This is a genomic window from Paraburkholderia sp. BR13444, from assembly GCF_040948755.1.
Classification (GTDB): domain Bacteria; phylum Pseudomonadota; class Gammaproteobacteria; order Burkholderiales; family Burkholderiaceae; genus Paraburkholderia; species Paraburkholderia youngii.
This window is the reverse complement of the sequence record NZ_JBFPKM010000016.1, coordinates 81,720-101,117: the sequence shown is the minus strand read 5'-3', so window position 1 is coordinate 101,117 and position 19,398 is coordinate 81,720. Positions and strand designations below refer to the sequence as shown.

General features: G+C 64.6%; 11 protein-coding genes and 1 riboswitch. Of the genes, 4 read left to right on the top strand and 7 right to left on the bottom strand.

The window, feature by feature from the left end:
- Positions 1-17 precede the first annotated feature (17 nt).
- The 5 genes from metF to AB3X95_RS31865 all read right to left on the bottom strand — a co-directional run bounded on the left by metF (position 18) and on the right by AB3X95_RS31865 (position 4,128).
- Positions 18-848, bottom strand: coding sequence for a methylenetetrahydrofolate reductase [NAD(P)H] (gene metF / locus AB3X95_RS31885; protein ID WP_176124636.1), 831 nt, complete (start codon positions 846-848; stop codon positions 18-20).
- Between the two features lie 11 nt (positions 849-859).
- Positions 860-1,213 (bottom strand): phage holin family protein, encoded by a 354-nt coding sequence (locus tag AB3X95_RS31880; RefSeq protein ID WP_018432546.1) that lies wholly within the window; start codon positions 1,211-1,213, stop codon positions 860-862.
- Positions 1,214-1,388: 175 nt separating this feature from the next.
- A complete protein-coding gene (gene ahcY, locus AB3X95_RS31875) occupies positions 1,389-2,807 on the bottom strand; it encodes an adenosylhomocysteinase (RefSeq protein ID WP_176110035.1) in 1,419 nt (472 codons plus the stop codon).
- A gap of 33 nt (positions 2,808-2,840) precedes the next feature.
- Positions 2,841-2,975, bottom strand: a riboswitch (S-adenosyl-L-homocysteine riboswitch).
- Between the two features lie 62 nt (positions 2,976-3,037).
- Positions 3,038-3,763 (bottom strand): LrgB family protein, encoded by a 726-nt coding sequence (locus AB3X95_RS31870; RefSeq protein ID WP_176367737.1) that lies wholly within the window; start codon positions 3,761-3,763, stop codon positions 3,038-3,040.
- On the bottom strand, positions 3,760-4,128 hold the full coding sequence (locus AB3X95_RS31865; RefSeq protein ID WP_254906038.1) for a CidA/LrgA family protein: 369 nt from the start codon (positions 4,126-4,128) through the stop codon (positions 3,760-3,762). The genes AB3X95_RS31870 and AB3X95_RS31865 overlap by 4 nt, the downstream gene beginning before the upstream one ends.
- A gap of 235 nt (positions 4,129-4,363) precedes the next feature.
- Here AB3X95_RS31865 and AB3X95_RS31860 point away from each other — a divergent pair, with 235 nt between their 5' ends.
- Positions 4,364-5,314 carry a LysR family transcriptional regulator gene (locus AB3X95_RS31860; RefSeq protein WP_176110032.1) on the top strand — a complete coding sequence of 317 codons (951 nt, stop codon included), beginning with the start codon at positions 4,364-4,366 and terminating at the stop codon, positions 5,312-5,314.
- A 76-nt stretch (positions 5,315-5,390) separates the two neighbouring features.
- Here AB3X95_RS31860 and AB3X95_RS31855 read toward each other — a convergent pair whose 3' ends face one another.
- On the bottom strand, positions 5,391-7,016 hold the full coding sequence (locus AB3X95_RS31855) for a GMC family oxidoreductase (RefSeq protein ID WP_368623377.1): 1,626 nt from the start codon (positions 7,014-7,016) through the stop codon (positions 5,391-5,393).
- 315 nt (positions 7,017-7,331) lie between these two features.
- Here AB3X95_RS31855 and AB3X95_RS31850 point away from each other — a divergent pair, with 315 nt between their 5' ends.
- Positions 7,332-9,020: an isovaleryl-CoA dehydrogenase gene (locus tag AB3X95_RS31850; protein WP_368623376.1), complete on the top strand. Its 1,689-nt coding sequence runs from the start codon at positions 7,332-7,334 to the stop codon at positions 9,018-9,020.
- 109 nt (positions 9,021-9,129) lie between these two features.
- Entirely contained in the window at positions 9,130-10,548 is a 1,419-nt protein-coding gene (locus tag AB3X95_RS31845) for a coniferyl aldehyde dehydrogenase (protein ID WP_368623375.1), read from the top strand.
- 91 nt (positions 10,549-10,639) lie between these two features.
- Here AB3X95_RS31845 and AB3X95_RS31840 read toward each other — a convergent pair whose 3' ends face one another.
- A complete protein-coding gene (locus tag AB3X95_RS31840; RefSeq protein ID WP_368623374.1) occupies positions 10,640-10,975 on the bottom strand; it encodes a hypothetical protein in 336 nt (111 codons plus the stop codon).
- Between the two features lie 139 nt (positions 10,976-11,114).
- Here AB3X95_RS31840 and AB3X95_RS31835 point away from each other — a divergent pair, with 139 nt between their 5' ends.
- Positions 11,115-19,397 (top strand): hemagglutinin repeat-containing protein, encoded by an 8,283-nt coding sequence (locus tag AB3X95_RS31835; RefSeq protein WP_368623373.1) that lies wholly within the window; start codon positions 11,115-11,117, stop codon positions 19,395-19,397.
- Position 19,398: the final 1 nt, after the last annotated feature.

Genomic DNA, 19,398 nt, shown 5'->3' with positions numbered 1-19,398 from the left:
CCGCGCGAGCATGGCCGTTAAACGGCGAGCCGTTCGCAGATCGCCTTGGTCGAGGTGGCCGCGTTCAGCGTATAGAAGTGCAGCCCCGGCACCTTCGCGTCGACGAGCCGTTGACACAGATCCGTCACCACGTCGAGCCCGAACGCGCGGATCGACTCGCGGTCGTCGCCGAAGCTCTCGAGCCGGCGCGCGATCCAGCGCGGCACTTCGGCGCCGCACATTTCGGAGAAGCGCATCAGCTGCGAGAAGTTCGTGATCGGCATGATGCCGGGCACGATCGGCACGTCGACGCCGAGCTGGCGCGCATCGTCGACGAAACGGAAGTACGCGTCCGCGTTGAAGAAGTACTGCGTGATCGCCGAGTTCGCGCCGGCTTTCACCTTGCGTGCGAAATTCTCCAGATCGTGACGCGGCGAACGCGACTGCGGATGGTATTCCGGATAGCCGGCCACCTCGATCCAGAACCAGTCGCCGAACTCGGCGCGGATGAAGCTGACGAGCTCCGACGCATAGCGCAACTCGCCGACCGCGCCCATGCCCGAGGGCAGATCGCCGCGCAGCGCGACGATATGGCGGATGCCGTGCGCGCGGTACTCGTTAAGAATCGCGCGCAGGCTTTCCTTCGACGAGCCGATGCACGACAGGTGCGGCGCCGCCTCGAGCCCTTCCTTCGTCATGTCGATGACGGTATCGAGCGTGCCTTGCTGGGTCGAGCCGCCAGCGCCGAACGTGACGGACACGAACTTCGGCTTGAGCGACACGAGTTGCGCGCGGGTCGCGCGCAGTTTGTCGATGCCTTCCTGCGTTTTCGGCGGGAAGAATTCGAATGAGAGTTCGATCGGATTCATAGTCAATGAGGTCAACCTAGACTGCGGTTGCCGAAAATGAGCGCGGACAGCAGCCACGACACGATGCTGTACAGGATCGAGCCGAAGAACGCCGACCAGAAGCCCGACACCTCGAAGCCCTTCAACAGCGACGAGGCCAGCCAGAAGCACAGCGCATTGACGACCAGAATGAAGAGTCCGAGCGTGAGAATCGTGACGGGTAGCGTCAGCAGGATCAGTACCGGCCGAATCACCGCATTGATGAGACCGAGCACGATAGCGACGATCAGCGCGGTGCCGAAGCTGCGGATGTGGATCGACGGAACGATGTAGGTGATGATCAGCAGCGCGAGCGCGTTGATGAGCCAGGTCAGCAGCACGGTCATGTTAGAACTCCTTGTAAGCACCTGTGCGGGGAAGATGTCCAGCAAATGAAAAGCGGCGCTGTCGAACAAAGCGGCGCATTGCGCGCCGCCCCGAGATCAGACCGTCAAACTTTTCACCGCCGTCCGCTTGGCCGGGCGCGCGAAGCGCGCCTCGAACCCGCGGGCGGCCGCCTACTTAGTAGCGATAGTGGTTCGGCTTGAACGGACCGTTCTTGTCGACGCCGATGTAGCCGGCCTGCGCGTCGGACAGCACGGTCAGGTTCGCGCCGATGCGCGCCAGATGCAGACGCGCGACCTTCTCGTCGAGATGCTTCGGCAGCACGTACACCTTGTTCTCGTACTTCGCGCCCTGCGTGAATAGTTCGATCTGCGCGAGCGTCTGGTTCGTGAACGAGTTCGACATCACGAACGACGGGTGGCCCGTCGCGCAGCCGAGGTTCACGAGACGGCCTTCGGCCAGCAGGATCACGCGCTTGCCGTCCGGGAAAATGATGTGGTCGACTTGCGGCTTGATGTTTTCCCACTGGTACTGACGGGTCGACGCAACGTCGATTTCCGAGTCGAAGTGGCCGATGTTGCAGACGATCGCGTTATGACGCATCGCCTTCATGTGATCGTGGTTGATCACGTGGTAGTTGCCGGTCGCGGTCACGAAGATGTCGGCTTTATCCGCCGCGTATTCCATCGTCACGACGCGGTAGCCTTCCATCGCCGCTTGCAGTGCGCAGATCGGATCGATTTCGGTGACCCACACGGTCGCGCCCAGACCACGCAGCGATTGCGCGCAGCCCTTGCCCACGTCGCCGTAGCCGGCCACGACCGCGATCTTGCCCGCGATCATCACGTCGGTCGCGCGCTTGATGCCGTCGACGAGCGACTCGCGGCAGCCGTACAGGTTGTCGAACTTCGACTTCGTGACCGAGTCGTTGACGTTGATGGCCGGGAACGGCAGACGGCCTTCCTTTTCCATCTGGTACAGGCGGTGCACGCCGGTGGTGGTTTCTTCGGTGACGCCCTTGATCGCCGCGAGGCGCTTCGAGTACCACGTCGGGTCGATCTCGAGGTGCGCGGCGATCGACTTGTACAGCGCGATCTCTTCCTCGTTGGTCGGCTTGGCGATCACCGAGCGGTCTTTTTCGGCCTTCGAGCCGAGGATCAGCAGCAGCGTTGCGTCGCCGCCGTCGTCGAGAATCATGTTGGCGAACTCGCCGTTCGGCCATTCGAAGATGCGGTGGGAGAACTCCCAGTATTCGTCGAGCGATTCGCCCTTGAACGCGAACACCGGCGTGCCGGCCTGCGCGATCGCGGCGGCGGCATGGTCCTGGGTCGAGAAGATGTTGCACGAGGCCCAGCGCACGTCGGCGCCGAGCGCGGTCAGCGTCTCAATCAGCACGCCGGTCTGGATCGTCATGTGCAGCGAGCCGGCGACGCGCGCGCCCTTCAGCGGCTGCTGCGCCTTGTACTCTTCACGCGTTTGCATGAGGCCGGGCATTTCGGTCTCGGCGATCGTGAGTTCCTTGCGGCCCCAAGCGGCGAGCGACATGTCGGCAACAACGTAATCCTGCTTTTGGGAATCGATGACTGCGGCGTTCATCACGCCCTCCTTTCTAAGAAATTGACTAGAAATGTGACGTGAGCGCGGTTTGAGGCAACGCACGGATTCGCGTGATGCGCATTCCATGCTGCCGATTGAAGCCTTCGAGCCTGGCGGGCGGCCGGCGAATGCGGATTCGCGGTACCCGTCGCAACGCTCCTCGAAGACGAACGGCGATTGTAGCAAATCGAGATGACTTCGGCGTGCGCGAGATGGCGTGGCGCGCCGGTTCAGATCGGCAGCAGTCCCAGCATTGGCGCGAGCAGCACCATCGCGACGCCGGCGATCATCATCGTCAGGCTGGACACCACGCCCTCCTCGCTGCCGATCTCGCGTGCCTTGGCGGTGCCGACGCCGTGCGCGGCCGCGCCGAACAGCGCGCCGCGCGCGAGCCGCGTGCGCAGCGGCATGAACGCGAGCACGAGTTCGCCGAACAGCATGCCGCAGACGCCCGTCGCGATCACGAACAGCGCGCTCAGGTCCTTCGGCGCGTGAATCCGGTCGGACACGGCGAGCGCGAACGGCGTCGACACCGAGCGCGTCATCAGGCTGCGCTGCAATTCCGGCGACAGATGCAGCAGCTTCGCGAGCATCAGAGAGCCGCCGACGCCGACCAGAATGCCCACCGTCACCCCGACGGACAGCGAGATCCAGTGGCGCTTCAGCAGTGCGCGGTACTCGTAGATCGGCACGGCGAACGCGACCGTCGCGGGGCCGAGCAGCCACATCAGCCAGCGCGTGTCCTCGAAGTACAGCGAATACGGAATGTGCGCGAGCGCGACGATCGCAACGAGCGCGGCCGGCACGGTCAGCATTGGCGTGAGCCACGGCGAGCGCACGCGCGCATACAACGCCTTCGACGCGAAATACAGCGCGATCGTCAGCACGAGGCAGCCTGCCGCGATCAGGCGAGAGGCGTCGTCGGCCAGCAGCGAAGCGAAAAAGTGCGGGTTCATCGGCGCTCGCGCGACAGACTGCCTGCCTCGCGCGCAACCCGCACCCGGCGCAGCGCGAAACGTCGTTCGACGCGCGCGGCCTGATCGACGGCGAACGCCACCGCGACCATCACCATCAGCGTGCCGGCGATCACGACCAGCGCGAGGCGCCAGCCGTCCGCGCGGAACAGGCCGCCGTATTGCACGGCGGCGACCGCAGCCGGAATGAAGAACAGCAGCATGTCGGACAGCAGCCAGTCCGCGCCGGCCTTGACCCAGCGCGGCGCGACGCCGCCGCAGAACAGCAGCGCGAGCAGCACGACGAGGCCGAGCACGCCGCCCGGCACCGGCAGATGCAGTCGGCGCACGATGAAATCCGCGCCCATCCACAGCACGGCGATCGCGGCGCTTTGCACGGCGATGCGTGCAACCCGGCCGAAGCCACCCGCGCCGCCGCTCGAACCGCCATCGGCGGGAGGCACGGAACGGGCGAAAACTGGGGTGGACATGGCATTCCCTGGCTGACTCGGAAGGCATTCAGTATGGGGCCCATCGCGCCATAAACAAAATGACTTACAATCATCGGAACCATTCCAAACTGGAATTCTGGAGGCCGCGATCATGGAACTCCGCGCGCTGCGCTATTTCGTCGAAGTAGTCCGTCAACAGAGCTTCACGGTCGCCGCCGAGCAGATGTTCGTCACGCAGCCGACCATCAGCAAGATGGTCAAGTCGCTGGAAGATGAAATCGGCTCGCCGCTGCTGCTGCGCGACGGCCGTCAGATGGTGCTGACCGACGTCGGCCGGATCGTCTATCAGCGCGGCCAGGACGTGCTCGCCGCGCACGCGCAACTGCAGGCCGAACTGAACGATCTCGACACCCTTGGGCGCGGTGAACTCGCAATCGGCATCCCGCCGATGGGCGGCGAGCTCTTCACGCCCGCAATCGCCGCATTCCGCCAGCGCTATCCGAAGATCGAACTGAAGCTGTTCGAGCAGGGCTCGCGCGCGATCGAAGCCGCGCTGATCAACGGCGAGCTGGAACTCGGCGGGGTGCTGCAGCCGGTCGATCCCGACAACATCGACGTGCTGCCAATGTCGCGCCAGTTGCTGTGGCTCGTCGCGCGCACCGGCTCGCGCTGGGATGCGTTGAACGAGGTGCCGCTCGCGCAGCTCGCGAACGAGCCGTTCGTGTTTTACGGCGAGAGCCTCGCGTTGAACGACGTCGTGCTGAACGCGTGCCGCGCGGCGGGGTTTGCGCCGGCTATCGTCGGGCGTAGCGGGCATTGGGACTTCATGGCGGCGCTGGTGCTGGCCGGCGTCGGCATCGCGCTGCTGCCCGCGCCCTATTGCCGCCGGCTCGACCCCGCGCAGTTCACCTGCCGCCCGGTCGTCGAACCGGAGATCCCGTGGGAAATGGCGATCGGCTGGCGCCGCAACGGCTATCTGTCGCACGCGGCGCGCGCATGGCTCGACGTCGCGCGCGAGACGCTGCCGACGCACGTCAGCGACGATTTCATGCTCGGACCGGGAATCGGCTTCAACGGAATCGCAGCGCCGGACGAAGCTTAGCTACCCGCGCACGAGTGACGCGCGGCGGGCGGTTGCATCGCGCCGCCGCGTTTCTCGAACCCGTCGTCAGCGGCGATCAAACCGCCTGCGCCGACATCCCCGCTCCCTGTCGCCGGCTCGCCGCAATCAGCTCCGCCGCCCGCTCACCGATCATCACCGTCGGCGAATTGGTGTTGCCGCCTATCAGTGTCGGCATCACCGACGCATCGACGATCCTCAACCCCGTTACGCCGCGCACGCGCAATTGCGGATCGACGACCGAGCGCGCGTCGCCGCCCATCCGGCAGGTCGCGACCGGGTGATAGATCGTGTCCGCGCGCTCGGCGATCGTCTGGCGCAGTTCTGCGTCTGATTGCCCCGGCCGCGTGTACAACTCCTCGCCGCCATGAAGCGCGAGCGACGGCGCGTCGAGAATGCGCCGCGCGATCTTCGCGCCCTCGACGAGCAGATCGAGGTCGCGCGCATCGCTCAGAAAGCGCGGATCGATCAGCGGCGCGACACGCGCATCGGCGCTCGCGAGCGTCACGGAGCCGCGGCTATGCGGACGCAGCACGCACACGTGCAGCGAATAGCCGTGGCCCCAGTGCATATGGCGGTTGTGATCGTCGACGATCGCCGCGCAGAAATGCAATTGCAGATCGGGCCGCTCGAGCGTCGGCCGGGTCTTCAGAAACCCGCCCGCCTCGGCGACGTTGCTCGACAGCATGCCGCGCTCGTGCCGCATGAACGTGACGAATTGCGGCAGCATCCGCGCGATGCCGCGCACCGAGAAACCGACCGGCTCGATCGACCTCACCCGTTTGTTGATCGTGAAATCGATGTGATCGGTCAGGTTCTGGCCCACTTCGGGTGCATCGTGCAGCACGTCGATGCCGAGCGAGCGCAAATGCGCGGCCGGCCCGATACCCGAGCACATCAGTAGTTGCGGCGAGTTGAACGCGCCCGCGGCGAGCACGACCTCGGCGCGCGCGGCGAGCGTTTCGATCCGGCCGCCGCGCGCGATCTCGACGCCGCTCGCGCGCTTGCCGTCGAACACGACGCGCAGCACGGTTGCATCGGCGATCGCGTGCAGGTTCGCGCGCGGCCGGTCGTAGATATACGCGCGCGCAACGCTGCAGCGGCGTCCGTCGCGCTGCGTGACCTGATAGAAACCGATGCCTTCCTGGTCCGCGCCGTTGAAATCGTCGTTCGCCTTGTAGCCCGCTTCGAGCGCGGCCTGCACGAAGCGCTTTGAAAACGGATTCTTGAAGCGCAGATCGGACACCGTCAGCGGACCGGCCTCGCCATGCCACGCATCGGCGCCGCGCTCGTTGTCTTCCGCGCGGCGGAAATACGGCAGCACCTCGGCCCACGACCAGCCGTCGCAGCCGAGCCGCGCCCACTCGTCGTAATCGAGCGGATGGCCGCGCGTATAGATCATCGCGTTGATCGCGCTCGATCCGCCGAAACCGCGGCCGCGCGGCTGATAGCCCTGGCGACCGGCGAGCCCCGGCTGCGGCGTGGTCAGGTAGCCGTAGTTGGTCTTCAGCCGGTTCGGCACCACGGCCGCGACGCCGACCGGCATGTTCACCAGCAGATTGCGCTCGGTATGCGGACCGGCTTCGATCAACGCGATGGTCGCGTCGGGACAGCTATCCGCGAGACGGCTCGCGAGCGTGCAGCCACCCGAGCCCGCACCGACGATGATGTAGTCGTATTGCATGCGCTCCTCCTGATGGGCCGCGTTGCTCGCGGACCCTGTCTCGTGCACACTTGTCTACGTGTGTTTTCTGCGCATTGTAGGGAGCGTTTTGGGGCTGCGGCGGCTTACTGGCAGAACGATTCCTCTAAACGCCGGCGGCATCGCGCCCCTATGATGAAAGGCGCGCACGGGCCGCGCGCGGCACGCAAACACGGCGCGGCGCGCGCCTTTCTCCCTCATCCGGCATCACGCGCGGCGCCCGAACAGATGCGTCGAAACACATCGCGGATGCCGTCGGCAAAGCGGCGCACAATAGCGAAAGCACGGAGACAGCAGATGGAACGGCACGGCTTCGGCCAGACTCACGAGGTGACGAATCAGGCGCCTGCGCTCGCGGACTACAACCTGTTCGCGAGCGACGCCGCCTTGAGCGCGGCCGTCGATCGCGACGGCGCGAGCTGGCATCGCGAGGCGCTGCTGCGACACGGCGCGGCGCTGACGACGCCCGACACGCTCGCGCTCGCCGAGCTCGCCAACCGTCATACGCCGGAGCTGGTCACGCATAGCCCTCGCGGCGAGCGCATCGACGCGCTCGAGTTTCATCCCGCGTGGCACGAACTGCTCGTGCTGCTGCGCCGCGAAGGACTGCACGCGCTGCCGTTTTCCGATCCGCGAAGCGGCGCGATGGCCGCGCGCTGCGCCGGCTACTTCATGCATGCGCAGATCGAATCCGGCTCGCTGTGTCCGCTGACGATGACCTTCGCGAGCATTCCGGTGTTGCAGCGCGAGTCCGCGTTGTTCGACACACTGCGCGAGCAGTTGTACACGCGCGAGCACGATCCGCGCGACGTGCCGCTCACGCAGAAACGCTCGATGATGATCGGCATGGGCATGACCGAGAAACAGGGCGGCTCCGACGTGCGCAGCAACCAGACGCGAGCGCATGTGCTCGACGGTGCCGGCGGGCGCGGCGGCGCCTACGGGCTCATCGGTCATAAGTGGTTTTTCTCGGCGCCGCAATGCGACGCGCATCTGGTGCTCGCGCGCACCGGCACGCACGAGGGACTGTCGTGCTTCTTCGTGCCGCGCTTCGCGCCGGACGGCAGCAAGAACGCGGTGCAGATCCAGCGCCTGAAGGACAAGCTCGGCAACCGCTCCAACGCAAGCAGCGAAGTCGAATTTCTCGACGCATACGGCGTGATGATCGGCGACGAAGGACGCGGCGTGCCGACCATCATCGAGATGGCGAACTACACGCGGCTCGACTGCGTGATCGGCAGCGCCGCGCTGATGCGCGCCGCGCTCGTGCAGGCGATCCATCATGCGCGGCATCGCAGCGCGTTCGGCCGGCACCTTGCCGAGCAGCCGCTGATGCGCAACGTGCTTGCCGATCTCGCGCTCGAATCGGAAGCGGCGACGGTGCTGTTCATGCGTCTCGCGCGCGCCTTCGAGGAATCCGCCGACGCGTCGTCGGCTTCATCGGCCGAACGCGCGTGGCGGCGCATCGTTACGCCGGCCGCGAAGTACTGGGTCTGCAAGCGCGCGCTCGAATTCACCGGCGAGGCGATGGAAGTGTGGGGCGGCAACGGCTACGTCGAAACCGGGCCGATGGCGCGCTTCTATCGCGAGGCGCCGGTCAACTCGATCTGGGAAGGCTCGGGCAACGTGATGTGCCTCGACGTGCTGCGCGCGATGGAGCGCGAGCCGCAAGCCGCGCAAGCGCTGTTCGCCGCCTGGCAGGACGTCGCGCGCGCGCATCCGGCGTTGGGGGCGGCGCTCGCGCGTCTGACCGCGACGCTGAACGGGCCAGCCGAACAGCGCGAGGCGTCGGCACGACGTATCGCGCAGCAGATCGTGCTGCTCGCCCAGGCGACGCTGCTCGCCGAGCACGCGCCCGCGGCGGTCGCCGACGCGTTCATCGCGACGCGTGTCGCCGACGGCTGCGGCGAAAGCGGCCGCGTGTACGGCACGCTGCCGGCCACGTTCGATCACGCGGCGATCATCGAGCGCGCCTTTCCCGCCTAAGCGCGGCGGGGCACGCTAACTCCGGGCGCTCCGCTCGCAATACCGACGCCAAGCTCAATCCAATAAGCGCGCTCGACGCGCATCGTCATCCATCAGGGAGTGGACTCACATGAAGAATGATCTGGCGGGAGTCGCCGCGCTCGAAGCGCTGCTGCGCGATCAACGTCACGCGCATCTGCGCGCGCCGTATCCGTCGTGGGACACGCGCGCGACGCATCTGCGCGCGCTGCGCAAGCTGATGCTCGACAATCGCGACGCACTCGCCGATGCGATGCACGCGGACTTCGGCAATCGCGCGAAGGAAGAAGTGCTGCTCGCCGAATTCCTGCTCGTGAAGGAAGAGATCGACGCCGCGCTGCGTCACGGCAAGCGCTGGATGAAAGCGCAGCGCCGCCGCACCAACAAATGGCTGCTGCCGGCGCGCGCGAAGGTGGTGCCGCAGCCGCTCGGCGTGGTCGGCATCATCGTGCCGTGGAATTACCCCGTGTTGCTCGCGGTCGGGCCGTTGATCAGCGCGCTGACGGCCGGCAATCGCGCGATCATCAAGATGTCCGAGCTGACGCCGCGCACCTCGGCGCTATTCGAGTTGCTGATCGGCCAGACCTTCGCGCGCAATCACGTCGCGGTCGTCAACGGCGACGCGGCGCTCGCGGCCGCGTTCAGCGCGCAGCCGTTCGATCATCTGCTGTTCACTGGCTCGACGAAGGTCGGCCACGAAGTGATGCGCGCGGCGGCCGAGCATCTGACGCCGGTCACGCTCGAACTCGGCGGCAAGTCGCCGGCGCTGATCGGCGCGCATGCGCGTTTCGACAACGCGGTCGACAACCTGATCGCCGGCAAGACGCTGAACGCCGGGCAGACCTGCATCGCGCCCGACTACGTGCTGGTGCCGCGCGGCAAGGAGCAGGCGTTCATCGAACGGGCGCGCGTGCGAATGGCGAGGATGTACCCGAATTTCGCGCACAACCCGGACTACACGTCGATCATTTCGGCGCGGCACTTCGAGCGGCTCGAACGCCTCGCCGACGAAGCGCGGGCTGCGGGTGCGCAGTTGCATGCGCTGACCGACGCGACGCCCGATGCCGCGAGCCGGCGCTTTCCGCTGATCGCCGTAACCGGCGCGCCGAACGAATGCGCGCTGATGCAGGAGGAGATTTTTGGGCCGCTGTTGCCGCTTGTGCCGTACGACACGCTCGATGATGCGATCGCATGGATCAATGCGCGGCCGCGGCCGCTGGCGCTTTATCTCTATGCCGACGATGCGCGGACTATTGAGCGTGTCACGCTCGAAACTATTGCCGGTGGCATGGCGGTTAATGAGACGCTGATGCAGCTTGCCTGTGAGAGTTTGCCTTTCGGCGGGGTTGGGGCGAGTGGGATGGGGGCGTACCACGGGTATGAGGGGTTCGTTACTTTTTCGAAGATGAAGCCTGTGCTTATGCAGGCGCGCCTCAACGCGCGTGGGTTAATCTCGCCGCCCTACGGTCGGCGTGTGAATGCGTTGTTGAAGTTGATGATGAGGTTTTGATTTTTACCTTGGGCGGGGTGAGGGCTTTGGCCGCTTTCCATCTTTGCGAACGGCAAGCGTGGCAACTTGAATATCACGTCATATTTGCGAATCAATAATCAGGACTCTTTCCGTAACCGCATAGGAAAGACACGAACAGCGCCGGTTGCGGGAAGTCCTGGTCCATATCGGCGAAGACTACCGGCGCATCAATGACTGCGATCACGAACTGTTCACCGCTCTGGGGCTCGACGCGAAGGACCTTCCGAACCGGCGACTCACGCGTCGTGATGCGGCAGACCTTCTCGACGACGTGGCACAAAGCGCAGGCGACAGTCTGGCGGCTTTGAGCGCTCTCGCGACGAAGCACGAACGCGTTGATCCCTGACGGCAAAGGCGGGCCGATGCCGCCTTTCCGTCTGCGTCGCAGTAAAAATCGAATCCACATATTTCCGAAAAAAAACGTCCATCAGACCGATCCGATTTTCGAAAATCCGTTGTCATCGCGCATTCATTAACATTGCCTGACAGATCTGAAAAGCATGTTGGCCTATCTTCGGAAGATAGCCAAAAAAGCGTCACGCAAAATGAATAAGAATATCTTCCGGCTGGTATTCAGCCGCTGTCGGGGCATGCTCGTTGCCGTCGCAGAAACAGCCGTCGCCCATGGCCGGACCGGTGACGGCGAAACGCGCGCGCCTTGCACTCCGGTTTCCATCATGCAGTTCGCGATGCGCCACGTGGCCTTTGCCGTACTGGTGCTCGCCGGATTCGCTCCCGCTCTGTCGGACGCACAGATCGTCCCCTCTGGCGCGAACGCGCCGAACGTGATCAGTACGGCGAACGGGTTACCACAGGTGAACGTGAACCGACCCTCGGGGAGTGGAGGCGTATCACTGAATACCTATTCGCAATTTGACGTCTCACGTTCAGGCGCGATTCTGAACAATTCACCCGTGATAACGGGCACGCAGCAGGCCGGGCAGATCAACGGCAACCCGAATTTCGGGGCGAACCAGGCTGCGCGCATCATCGTGAACCAGGTCAACAGCAGCGCGGCGAGTCAGATCAACGGCATGCTTGAAGTGGCAGGACAACGCGCAGAGGTGGTGATAGCTAACGGTTCCGGCATTTCGGTGAACGGCGGCGGCTTTCTGAATACCTCGCGCGCCATTCTGACGACAGGCACGCCGAACTTTGCCCCGGATGGTTCGCTCACCGGTTTTAATGTGACTCGCGGCAACATCACCGTGCAGGGAGCGGGACTCGACGGCTCGACTGTGGATCAGGTTGACCTGCTGGCCCGAGCGGTGCAGATCAATGCGGAGGTGTACGCCGGGAAAAACCTGAATGTCATCACCGGCGCAAACCAGATCGGTCACGACTCACTGGCGTTCACGCCGATTGCGGGCGACGGACCCGCACCGGCCGTCTCTATTGACGTGAGCCAGCTGGGCGGCATGTACAGCGGGCGGATTTTTCTGGCGAGCAACGAGTACGGTGTAGGCGTTTCGAACCAGGGCGTAATCGCCGCGAAGGCGGGCGACCTGACGCTGCAATCGAACGGCCTGCTGTCCCTCGCCGGCAAGGCCAGCGCGAGCGGCAATCTTGCCGCCACCGCTGGCGTTATCCAGAACAGCGGCACGACCTACGCGCAGCAAAGCGCGATTCTCTCGGCCAGCGGTACGGTCACGAACAGCGGCATGGTGGCCGCGCAGCAAAATACAACCGTCAACGCCGCCAGCGTGAATTCAACTGGCACGCTCGCGGCGGGCGTGAACGGCGACGGCTCGCTCGCGCAGACCGGCGACCTGAATGTAAGCGCATCCGGCGCTGTCACCGCAACCGGCCGCAATGTCGCGGGCGGCGATGTGAGCGTGAGTGGCGCGGCGGTCAATCTTGCGGGCGCGATCAGTTCGGCGAATGGCGCGCTTTCACTCGCTGCGAACAGCGGCGACCTGAACCTGTCGGGTGCGACCACGACGGCGGGCGGCGCGCTCGACGCTCGCGCGACAGGCACCCTCACGAACGACAACGGCGCAATGTCGTCGGGCGGCGCACAGATCATCACGGCTGGCGCACTCTCGAACCGCAACGGCCAGATCGTTTCGGGTGGTCCGCTGACGGCTAACGTGACAGGTGCTGTGTCGAACGCGGGCGGCACGATGCAGGCGGCGGGGGCGCTAACGGCGAACGCAGGCAGCCTCGACAATACGGCTGGCCACATCGCCTCACTCAATGGCGATGGCCTGAGCGTCTTCACGACGGGCCTGCTGAACAACGGCGCGGGCGGCACCATCGGCGGCAACGGGAGGGTGACGGCGCAGGCCGGGCAGCTTGCCAACGCGGGCTCGATCACGGCAGTGCAGTCGCTGATCGCCCGCGCCGTGCAGACGCTGTTCAACAGCGGCACCCTGGCCGCCAACGGCAACACGACCGTCTCGGCGGGCACAGTGTTGACCAGTTCCGGCACGATCGGAGCCGGCCAGCTGGCGAGCGCAAGCGCCACGACAATCGACAACAGCGCGGGCGCAATCAGCGCGAATCAGATCGCGTTGCACGGAACGAATCTCGTCAACCACGGCGGTACGATCACGCAGACCGGAACCGGCGCGACGACGCTCGACATGACCGGTACGCTCGACAACTCGGCAGGCGGCACACTCCAGACCAACAGCACGGACCTGACTCTTGCACCGGCCGCGCTCGACAACGACGGCGGCACGATTACGCATGCGGGTACCGGCACGCTGAGGATTACGCCGGGTAACGGTGCCGGGTCAATCTCGAACGTTCACGGAACGATCATCACTGCCGGTCAGATCGCCGCACAGGCCGGGAGTCTGAACAACGCGACGGGCGTGTTCGCCACGCAGGGCAATATCGCGGCGAGCATCGCCGGCAATATCAACAATATGCAGGGCGCGTTGCGCTCGCTCACGTCCCTCTCGCTCGCCAGTGGTGGCGCGCTGACGAGTACGAACGGACAGATCCAGTCGGGCACGGGCGCGGCGGGCGATGCGAGCACGCTCGGCGTTCAGGCTGCGTCGATCGACAATACGAACGGTCTCATCAGCAACCTCGGCACGGGCGATGCGACCGTGCAGGGTGGCAGCCAGATCGTCAACAGCGGCGGTGTCATGACGGGCAACGGTAATGTGGCCGTCGACACGTCATCGCTCTCCAATACCCAGGGCGCTCAACTGAGCGGCGCGAGCCTCGCGGTTCAGGCGGATACCGTCGACAACAGCGGCGGCAGGATCGGCAGTTTTGCGGGCTGGACTGGCGACGTTGCCATCACGACGACCGGCGCGGTGACGAACGCGAACGGCCAGATTGGCGCGACGCATGATCTGTCCGTGAATGCCGCGACGCTGACGGGCGGTGGTACCTACAGCGCGGCTCATGACGTGGCAGTGAGCGTTCAGGGCGATTTCGCGCCCACGCCCGATGTGCAGTTCAACGCCGGTCATGACCTGTCCTTCACCCTGCCGGGCGCGTTCAGCAACGGCGCGCTGGTTGAGGCGGCGAACAACCTGAACGTCCATGCCGCCGATGTCCGGAACAGCGGTGTCATGATGGCGGGCGGCACGCTCGCGACGCATTCGGACACGCTGGAAAATACGGGCGTGATGGTCGGCGGCAGCGTCTCGCTGAACGGCACGCAATCGATCACGAATGTCGGGCCGACCGCGCTGATCGGTGCGACGGACAGTAACGGCCTGCTCGAACTGCTAGCGCCCGATATCGAGAACCGCGACGACACCACGCCGACCGATACGCAGGCGACCACCGCGATTTACGGTCTCGGCAAGGTCGTGCTGGCGGGTGGAAAAAACGCGGACGGCAGTTATACCAACGCGAACCTGATTAACAACGTCTCGGCGCTGATCCAGTCCTCGGGCGACATGGGGCTGTACGCGACCCAGGTCACGAACACGCGGCGCGTGATGACGACCGACGGGGCCTACGTGGAGCCGCTGGACGCGAGTTCCCCGCTTATCCAGGCGCTGGGTATCAGCCTGTCCGGCTGCGCGGCCATCGACATGGCGGCATGCGGTCCGGGCAATCCGCAGGTCCAGGGCCTCCAGTTTGATCCGAATGCTTCCAACTACGATCCCGCCGCCATCGCCGCGGCGCAGGCCCAGCCAGGCGGCATGCCGATCAATCCGCCGCACGGGGGCCAATGGAACAGCACCTACCAGTACACGAGCTATACGGGCGTGGCGCTCGCGAACCTCATTACGGGGATCAGCCCGCAGGCGCAGATCATCGCCGGGGGCAACCTTGATGCGTCGAACGTCGGCACGTTCCAGAACTACTGGAGCGCCGTTGCTGCGGCTGGCAGCATCGCCGCGCCCGTGACGCTCGATCAGAATAGCTGGCGCGGGCAACTTGCTCCCGGCCTGCAGGTAACCTATTCAGGTCAGTATCACTACAACAATTACGACAACACCGAACACAACTGGCAGTTGCCGTTCGGCAACGCGACGTTCGTGACCTCCAATCCGGGCGGCTACCAGGTCGCGCCGGCTGACATCCGCACTTACGCGCTGCCGAGCTACGAATCGACGTTTGTCGCAGGCAGCACGCTTTCCGGCACGGGCGTGAACATCGATAACACGGCGGGTAACGCCGGGATGCCTTCGCCCGGTCTTGTGCCCGGCCAGTCGCTGGGCGGCGTGACTGTTGGCGGCGTCAGCGGCGGCGGTCTCGTCAATCCGGTCATCGCCAGTGCGACTGCGCAGAACGTGCTGCAAAACCTCTCGTTTCCCCAGGGCGGACTGTTCAGCCCTGCGAGCGCACCGGGCGCAACCTACCTGATCGAGACCAACCCGGCGTTCACGAACCAGAAGTCATTCATATCGAGCGACTACTACCTGCAACAGCTTGGCCTGAATCCGCAGACGACGGAAAAGCGCCTGGGCGACGGGTTCTACGAACAGCAACTGGTCCGGAACCAGATTACGTCGCTGACCGGCAAGGCGGTACTCGGCCCGTACACCGACCTTCAGTCGATGTATCAGGCGATGCTCGACGCGGGCGCATCGCTGTCGAAGTCGCTCGATCTGCCGCTCGGCATGAGCCTGTCGGCTGAGCAGGTGGCCGCGCTCACGAGTAACGTCATCATCATGCAGACCAAGACCGTCAACGGGCAACAGGTACTCGTACCCGTCGTCTATCTCGCGAAGGCCAGCCAGCAGGACATGAACGGGCCGTTGATTGCGGCGACCGACATCGACCTTCAGAACACGCAGACGTTCACGAATAGCGGCACGATGCAGGCAGGCAATACGCTGTCGATCCAGGGCCAGCAGATCGACAACGCGTTCGGCAAGCTGCAAAGCGGCGGCCTGATGTCGCTGGCGACCACTGGCAATGTGGACCTGACCTCGGCCACGGTGAATGCAGGCAGCCTCGCGCTGAACGCGGGCGGCAACCTGTTGCTGAACGCGGCGGTCAAGACCGTTGATCAGGTCAGCGCAACCGGCGCGACACGCAGCACGACCGCGCTTGGCCCGATTGCGAACCTGAACGTGGCGGGCGATGCCGTGATCGTCACGGCCGGCAACGTCGAGCAGAACGCGGGCAACCTGAACGTGGGCGGCAACCTCGGCATGGCCGTGGGCGGCAACTACGATCTCGGCTCGGTGCAGACCGGCGAGCATAAGGTGGTCGCGGGCGCGAACGGCGTATCGGATACCGACTTCAACCAGACGACAGGCAGTTCGATTAACGTAGGCGGCGTCTCGCAGATCGGCGTGGGCGGCAACCTGACCGCGACGGGCGCTGATATCAACCTGGGCGGTGGCGGGACGGTTGCGGCGAACGGCGACGTCACGCTCCAGGCGGCGAAGGCAACCTCGACCGTCGACAGCAGCAGTTCCGGTAGCGATAGCCACGTCAGCTATTCAGCGTCGCAGCATACCTCAGCCGATACCCTGACGGGGACGACGCTCCATGCCGGCGATTCACTGACCGTTGCATCGGGCCACGATCTCAATCTCATCGGCAGCGCGATCAGTCTCGACCAGGGGACGGCGACGCTGGCGGCGGCGAACAACGTCAACATCGGCGCGGCCACCGCGACCTATGTCGACAATTCGCAGGAACAGCACAGCCACAGCAATATCGTGAGCGGCAAGGATGTGGCGAGTTCGAGCCACACCACCGCCACGCTCTCGCAGGGCAGCCTGGTTTCGGCAGACGCCGTGACTATCGCCAGTGGCAACGACATCAACGTCAAGGGCAGCACGATTGTCGGCACGAACGATGTCGCGCTCCGTGCTGCGCATGACGTGAATATCACGACGTCACAGGACACCATGCAGTCGTCCAGCAGCTATGAGGAGACGCGCACGGGCCTGGGGACGAGCGGCCTGAGCGTGACGGTCGGCACCAACAAGCTCGCGACGACCAGTGAGGCATCGGGTGTCACGAACAACGCGAGCACGGTCGGCTCGCTGAACGGCGACCTGTCGACCCAGGCGGGTAACACCCTGCACGTCACCGGCAGCGATCTTGTCGCGGGCGGGAACCTCGCTGGAACGGCGGCGAACGTCATCATCGACGCGGCCACCGATACCTCGCACCAGGCGCAGACGCAGAAGACCAGCAGCAGCGGCCTCACGATTGGTCTGGCGGGTTCGGTCGGCGATGCGATCAACAACGCGTATTCGGAAAGTCAGGCGGCGAAGAATTCGACCAGCACGGGCAATGACCGTGCGGCTGCGCTGCATAGCATTGCGGCGGCGGGCGATGCAGCGATAGCGGGGATGGGGGCGAAAACCCTGGCCGATGGTGGCAAGCCCGACATCGGCATCAAGGTCAGCATCGGGTCCAGCAAGAGCGAAAGCCAGTCATCGGAAGATCAGACGATGCAGCGCGGCTCCAGCGTGCAGGCAGGCGGCACGGCGGGATTCGTGGCGACGAACGGCGACCTGACGATCGCCGGGTCGAACATCAGCGCGAACGATGTCATTCTGGCGGCGAAAAACCAGGTGAACGTCATCAACACGGCCGACACCGATTCGACGCGTAGCTCGAACAGCTCCAGCAGCGCAAGCGTTGGCGTGCAGTACACGCTGGGGGGCGGCTTTGGCCTCTCGGCTGCGATGTCGAACGCGCATGGCGACGCGAACAGCGACGCATCGATCCAGAACGCGTCGCATGTGAACGGCGCGAACAGCGTCACGGTGATATCGGGCGGCGACACGAACATCATCGGCTCGCAGATCAACGGCAGGCAGATCGCGGCCGACTTGGGCGGCAATCTGAATATTGTGAGTGTGCAGGATGTGACGAACAGTGCCGCACACCAGAGCAGCACGGGCGGCGGATTCACGATCAGCCAGGGCGGCGGCAGCGCCAGCTTCAGCGCGCAGAACGGCCATGCCGATTCGAACTACGCGGGCGTCGACGAACAGGCCGGGATCAATGCCGGCGACGGCGGGTTCAGCATCAACGTCAAGGGCAACACGGACCTGACGGGCGGCGTGATTTCGAGCGCGGCCGATCCGTCGCAGAACAGCCTGACGACCGGCACGCTCACGTTCAGCGATATCCAGAACCAGTCGCACTACAGCGCCAACAGCAACGGTATCAGTGCGGGCATAGGCGTAGGCAACACCGGCAAGGCAACGGGTCCGGGTTCTGTGAGTGGCACACCGGGCGTGTCGCCGATGATCTCGCAGAACGAGAATGGCGACGAAAGCGCCACCACGCGCAGTGCTGTGAGCGCGGGTGCGATCAATATCACGGACGGCGCGAAGCAGACGCAGGATCTGGCGAGCCTCAGCCGCGACACGACGAACACGAATGGCACAGTTGCGAAAACGCCGGACGTGAACGCTATCCTCTCTCAGCAGGCCGATACGATGCAGGCCGCACAGGCGGCGGGTCAGACGGTATCGCAAGGCATCGGCGCGTATGCTGAATCGAAGCTGGAGGCGGCGCAGAAGGCCGGTGACGCGGCCGGAGAGGCCGCGTGGGATGAAGGCGGCGACAACCGTGCGCTGCTGCATCTGGCGGGCGGTGCGCTGATTGGCGGGCTTGGCGGTGGCAGCGTCTTCACGGCGGTGGGTGGTGGCCTTGGCGCGGGCCTGTCGTCGAAGCTGGCGGGACAACTTGAGAGCCTGTCCACGGGTGTCGGAGCAGAGACGGGCTCGCAACTGCTCGGCAACCTTGCTGCGAATGTGGCGGCGGGCGTAGGTGGCGCGCTTGTGGGCGGCACGGCAGGCGCCGCTACTGCGTCGAACGTCGAGTTGTACAACCAGATGCTTCATCAGAAGAAGAAAGACCTGGTTTCTCAGGTTTGTGGGGCCGGCGCGCAGTGCAGTGATGCGACGCTCAATGCGGTGATTGGCGCACAGGGGGCAATTGCTCAGACGGCCTCGGACAACATGAAAGCGCAAGCGCCGTATGTCGCAGGTACTCTTGCCTTGGGCTTTCTTGGTCCTGACGCGATAATATCCGCAGGTACAGTTGCTTTATTGGATCTTACTAGTGACGCCGCCAATTACATGATTGGTCTTTCGGCTGACAAGCCTAATATTGGGAAATCATATGTTACGGGTTTAGTTGGCGGTATTTTCGGCCCACTGGCCATTGGTGATGAGAGTGTCGCAGCGATGAGTAAAGGAGGCATCCTTGCGGCTGGTAGTTATAATGCGCTCGTTAATGCGACTTCTGTATTTGGTACGTCGGCGGCTACGGGCAATAGTCCTGATCTACCTACGGGTCTGGCGGCTGGTACGACGGTTGCAGGATATGCCGCGCAAGCTTTAGTTCCGGGACCTGCCGGTGTTTGGGCGAATAAAGTTATTCAGAATTCGGCAGGCACCGTCCAGAACGTGATTACGAAGAAATAGG

Bases quoted from the DNA above. Each gene is read 5' to 3' on its own strand.
- AB3X95_RS31840 (WP_368623374.1), bottom strand. From the start codon at position 10,975: ATGTGGATTCGATTTTTACTGCGACGCAGACGGAAAGGCGGCATCGGC.
- AB3X95_RS31870 (WP_176367737.1), bottom strand. From the start codon at position 3,763: ATGAACCCGCACTTTTTCGCTTCGCTGCTGGCCGACGACGCCTCTCGC.
- AB3X95_RS31855 (WP_368623377.1), bottom strand. From the start codon at position 7,016: ATGCAATACGACTACATCATCGTCGGTGCGGGCTCGGGTGGCTGCACG.
- AB3X95_RS31845 (WP_368623375.1), top strand. From the start codon at position 9,130: ATGAAGAATGATCTGGCGGGAGTCGCCGCGCTCGAAGCGCTGCTGCGC.
- ahcY (WP_176110035.1), bottom strand. From the start codon at position 2,807: ATGAACGCCGCAGTCATCGATTCCCAAAAGCAGGATTACGTTGTTGCC.
- AB3X95_RS31835 (WP_368623373.1), top strand. From the start codon at position 11,115: ATGAATAAGAATATCTTCCGGCTGGTATTCAGCCGCTGTCGGGGCATG.
- metF (WP_176124636.1), bottom strand. From the start codon at position 848: ATGAATCCGATCGAACTCTCATTCGAATTCTTCCCGCCGAAAACGCAG.
- AB3X95_RS31860 (WP_176110032.1), top strand. From the start codon at position 4,364: ATGGAACTCCGCGCGCTGCGCTATTTCGTCGAAGTAGTCCGTCAACAG.
- AB3X95_RS31880 (WP_018432546.1), bottom strand. From the start codon at position 1,213: ATGACCGTGCTGCTGACCTGGCTCATCAACGCGCTCGCGCTGCTGATC.
- AB3X95_RS31865 (WP_254906038.1), bottom strand. From the start codon at position 4,128: ATGGGCGCGGATTTCATCGTGCGCCGACTGCATCTGCCGGTGCCGGGC.
- AB3X95_RS31850 (WP_368623376.1), top strand. From the start codon at position 7,332: ATGGAACGGCACGGCTTCGGCCAGACTCACGAGGTGACGAATCAGGCG.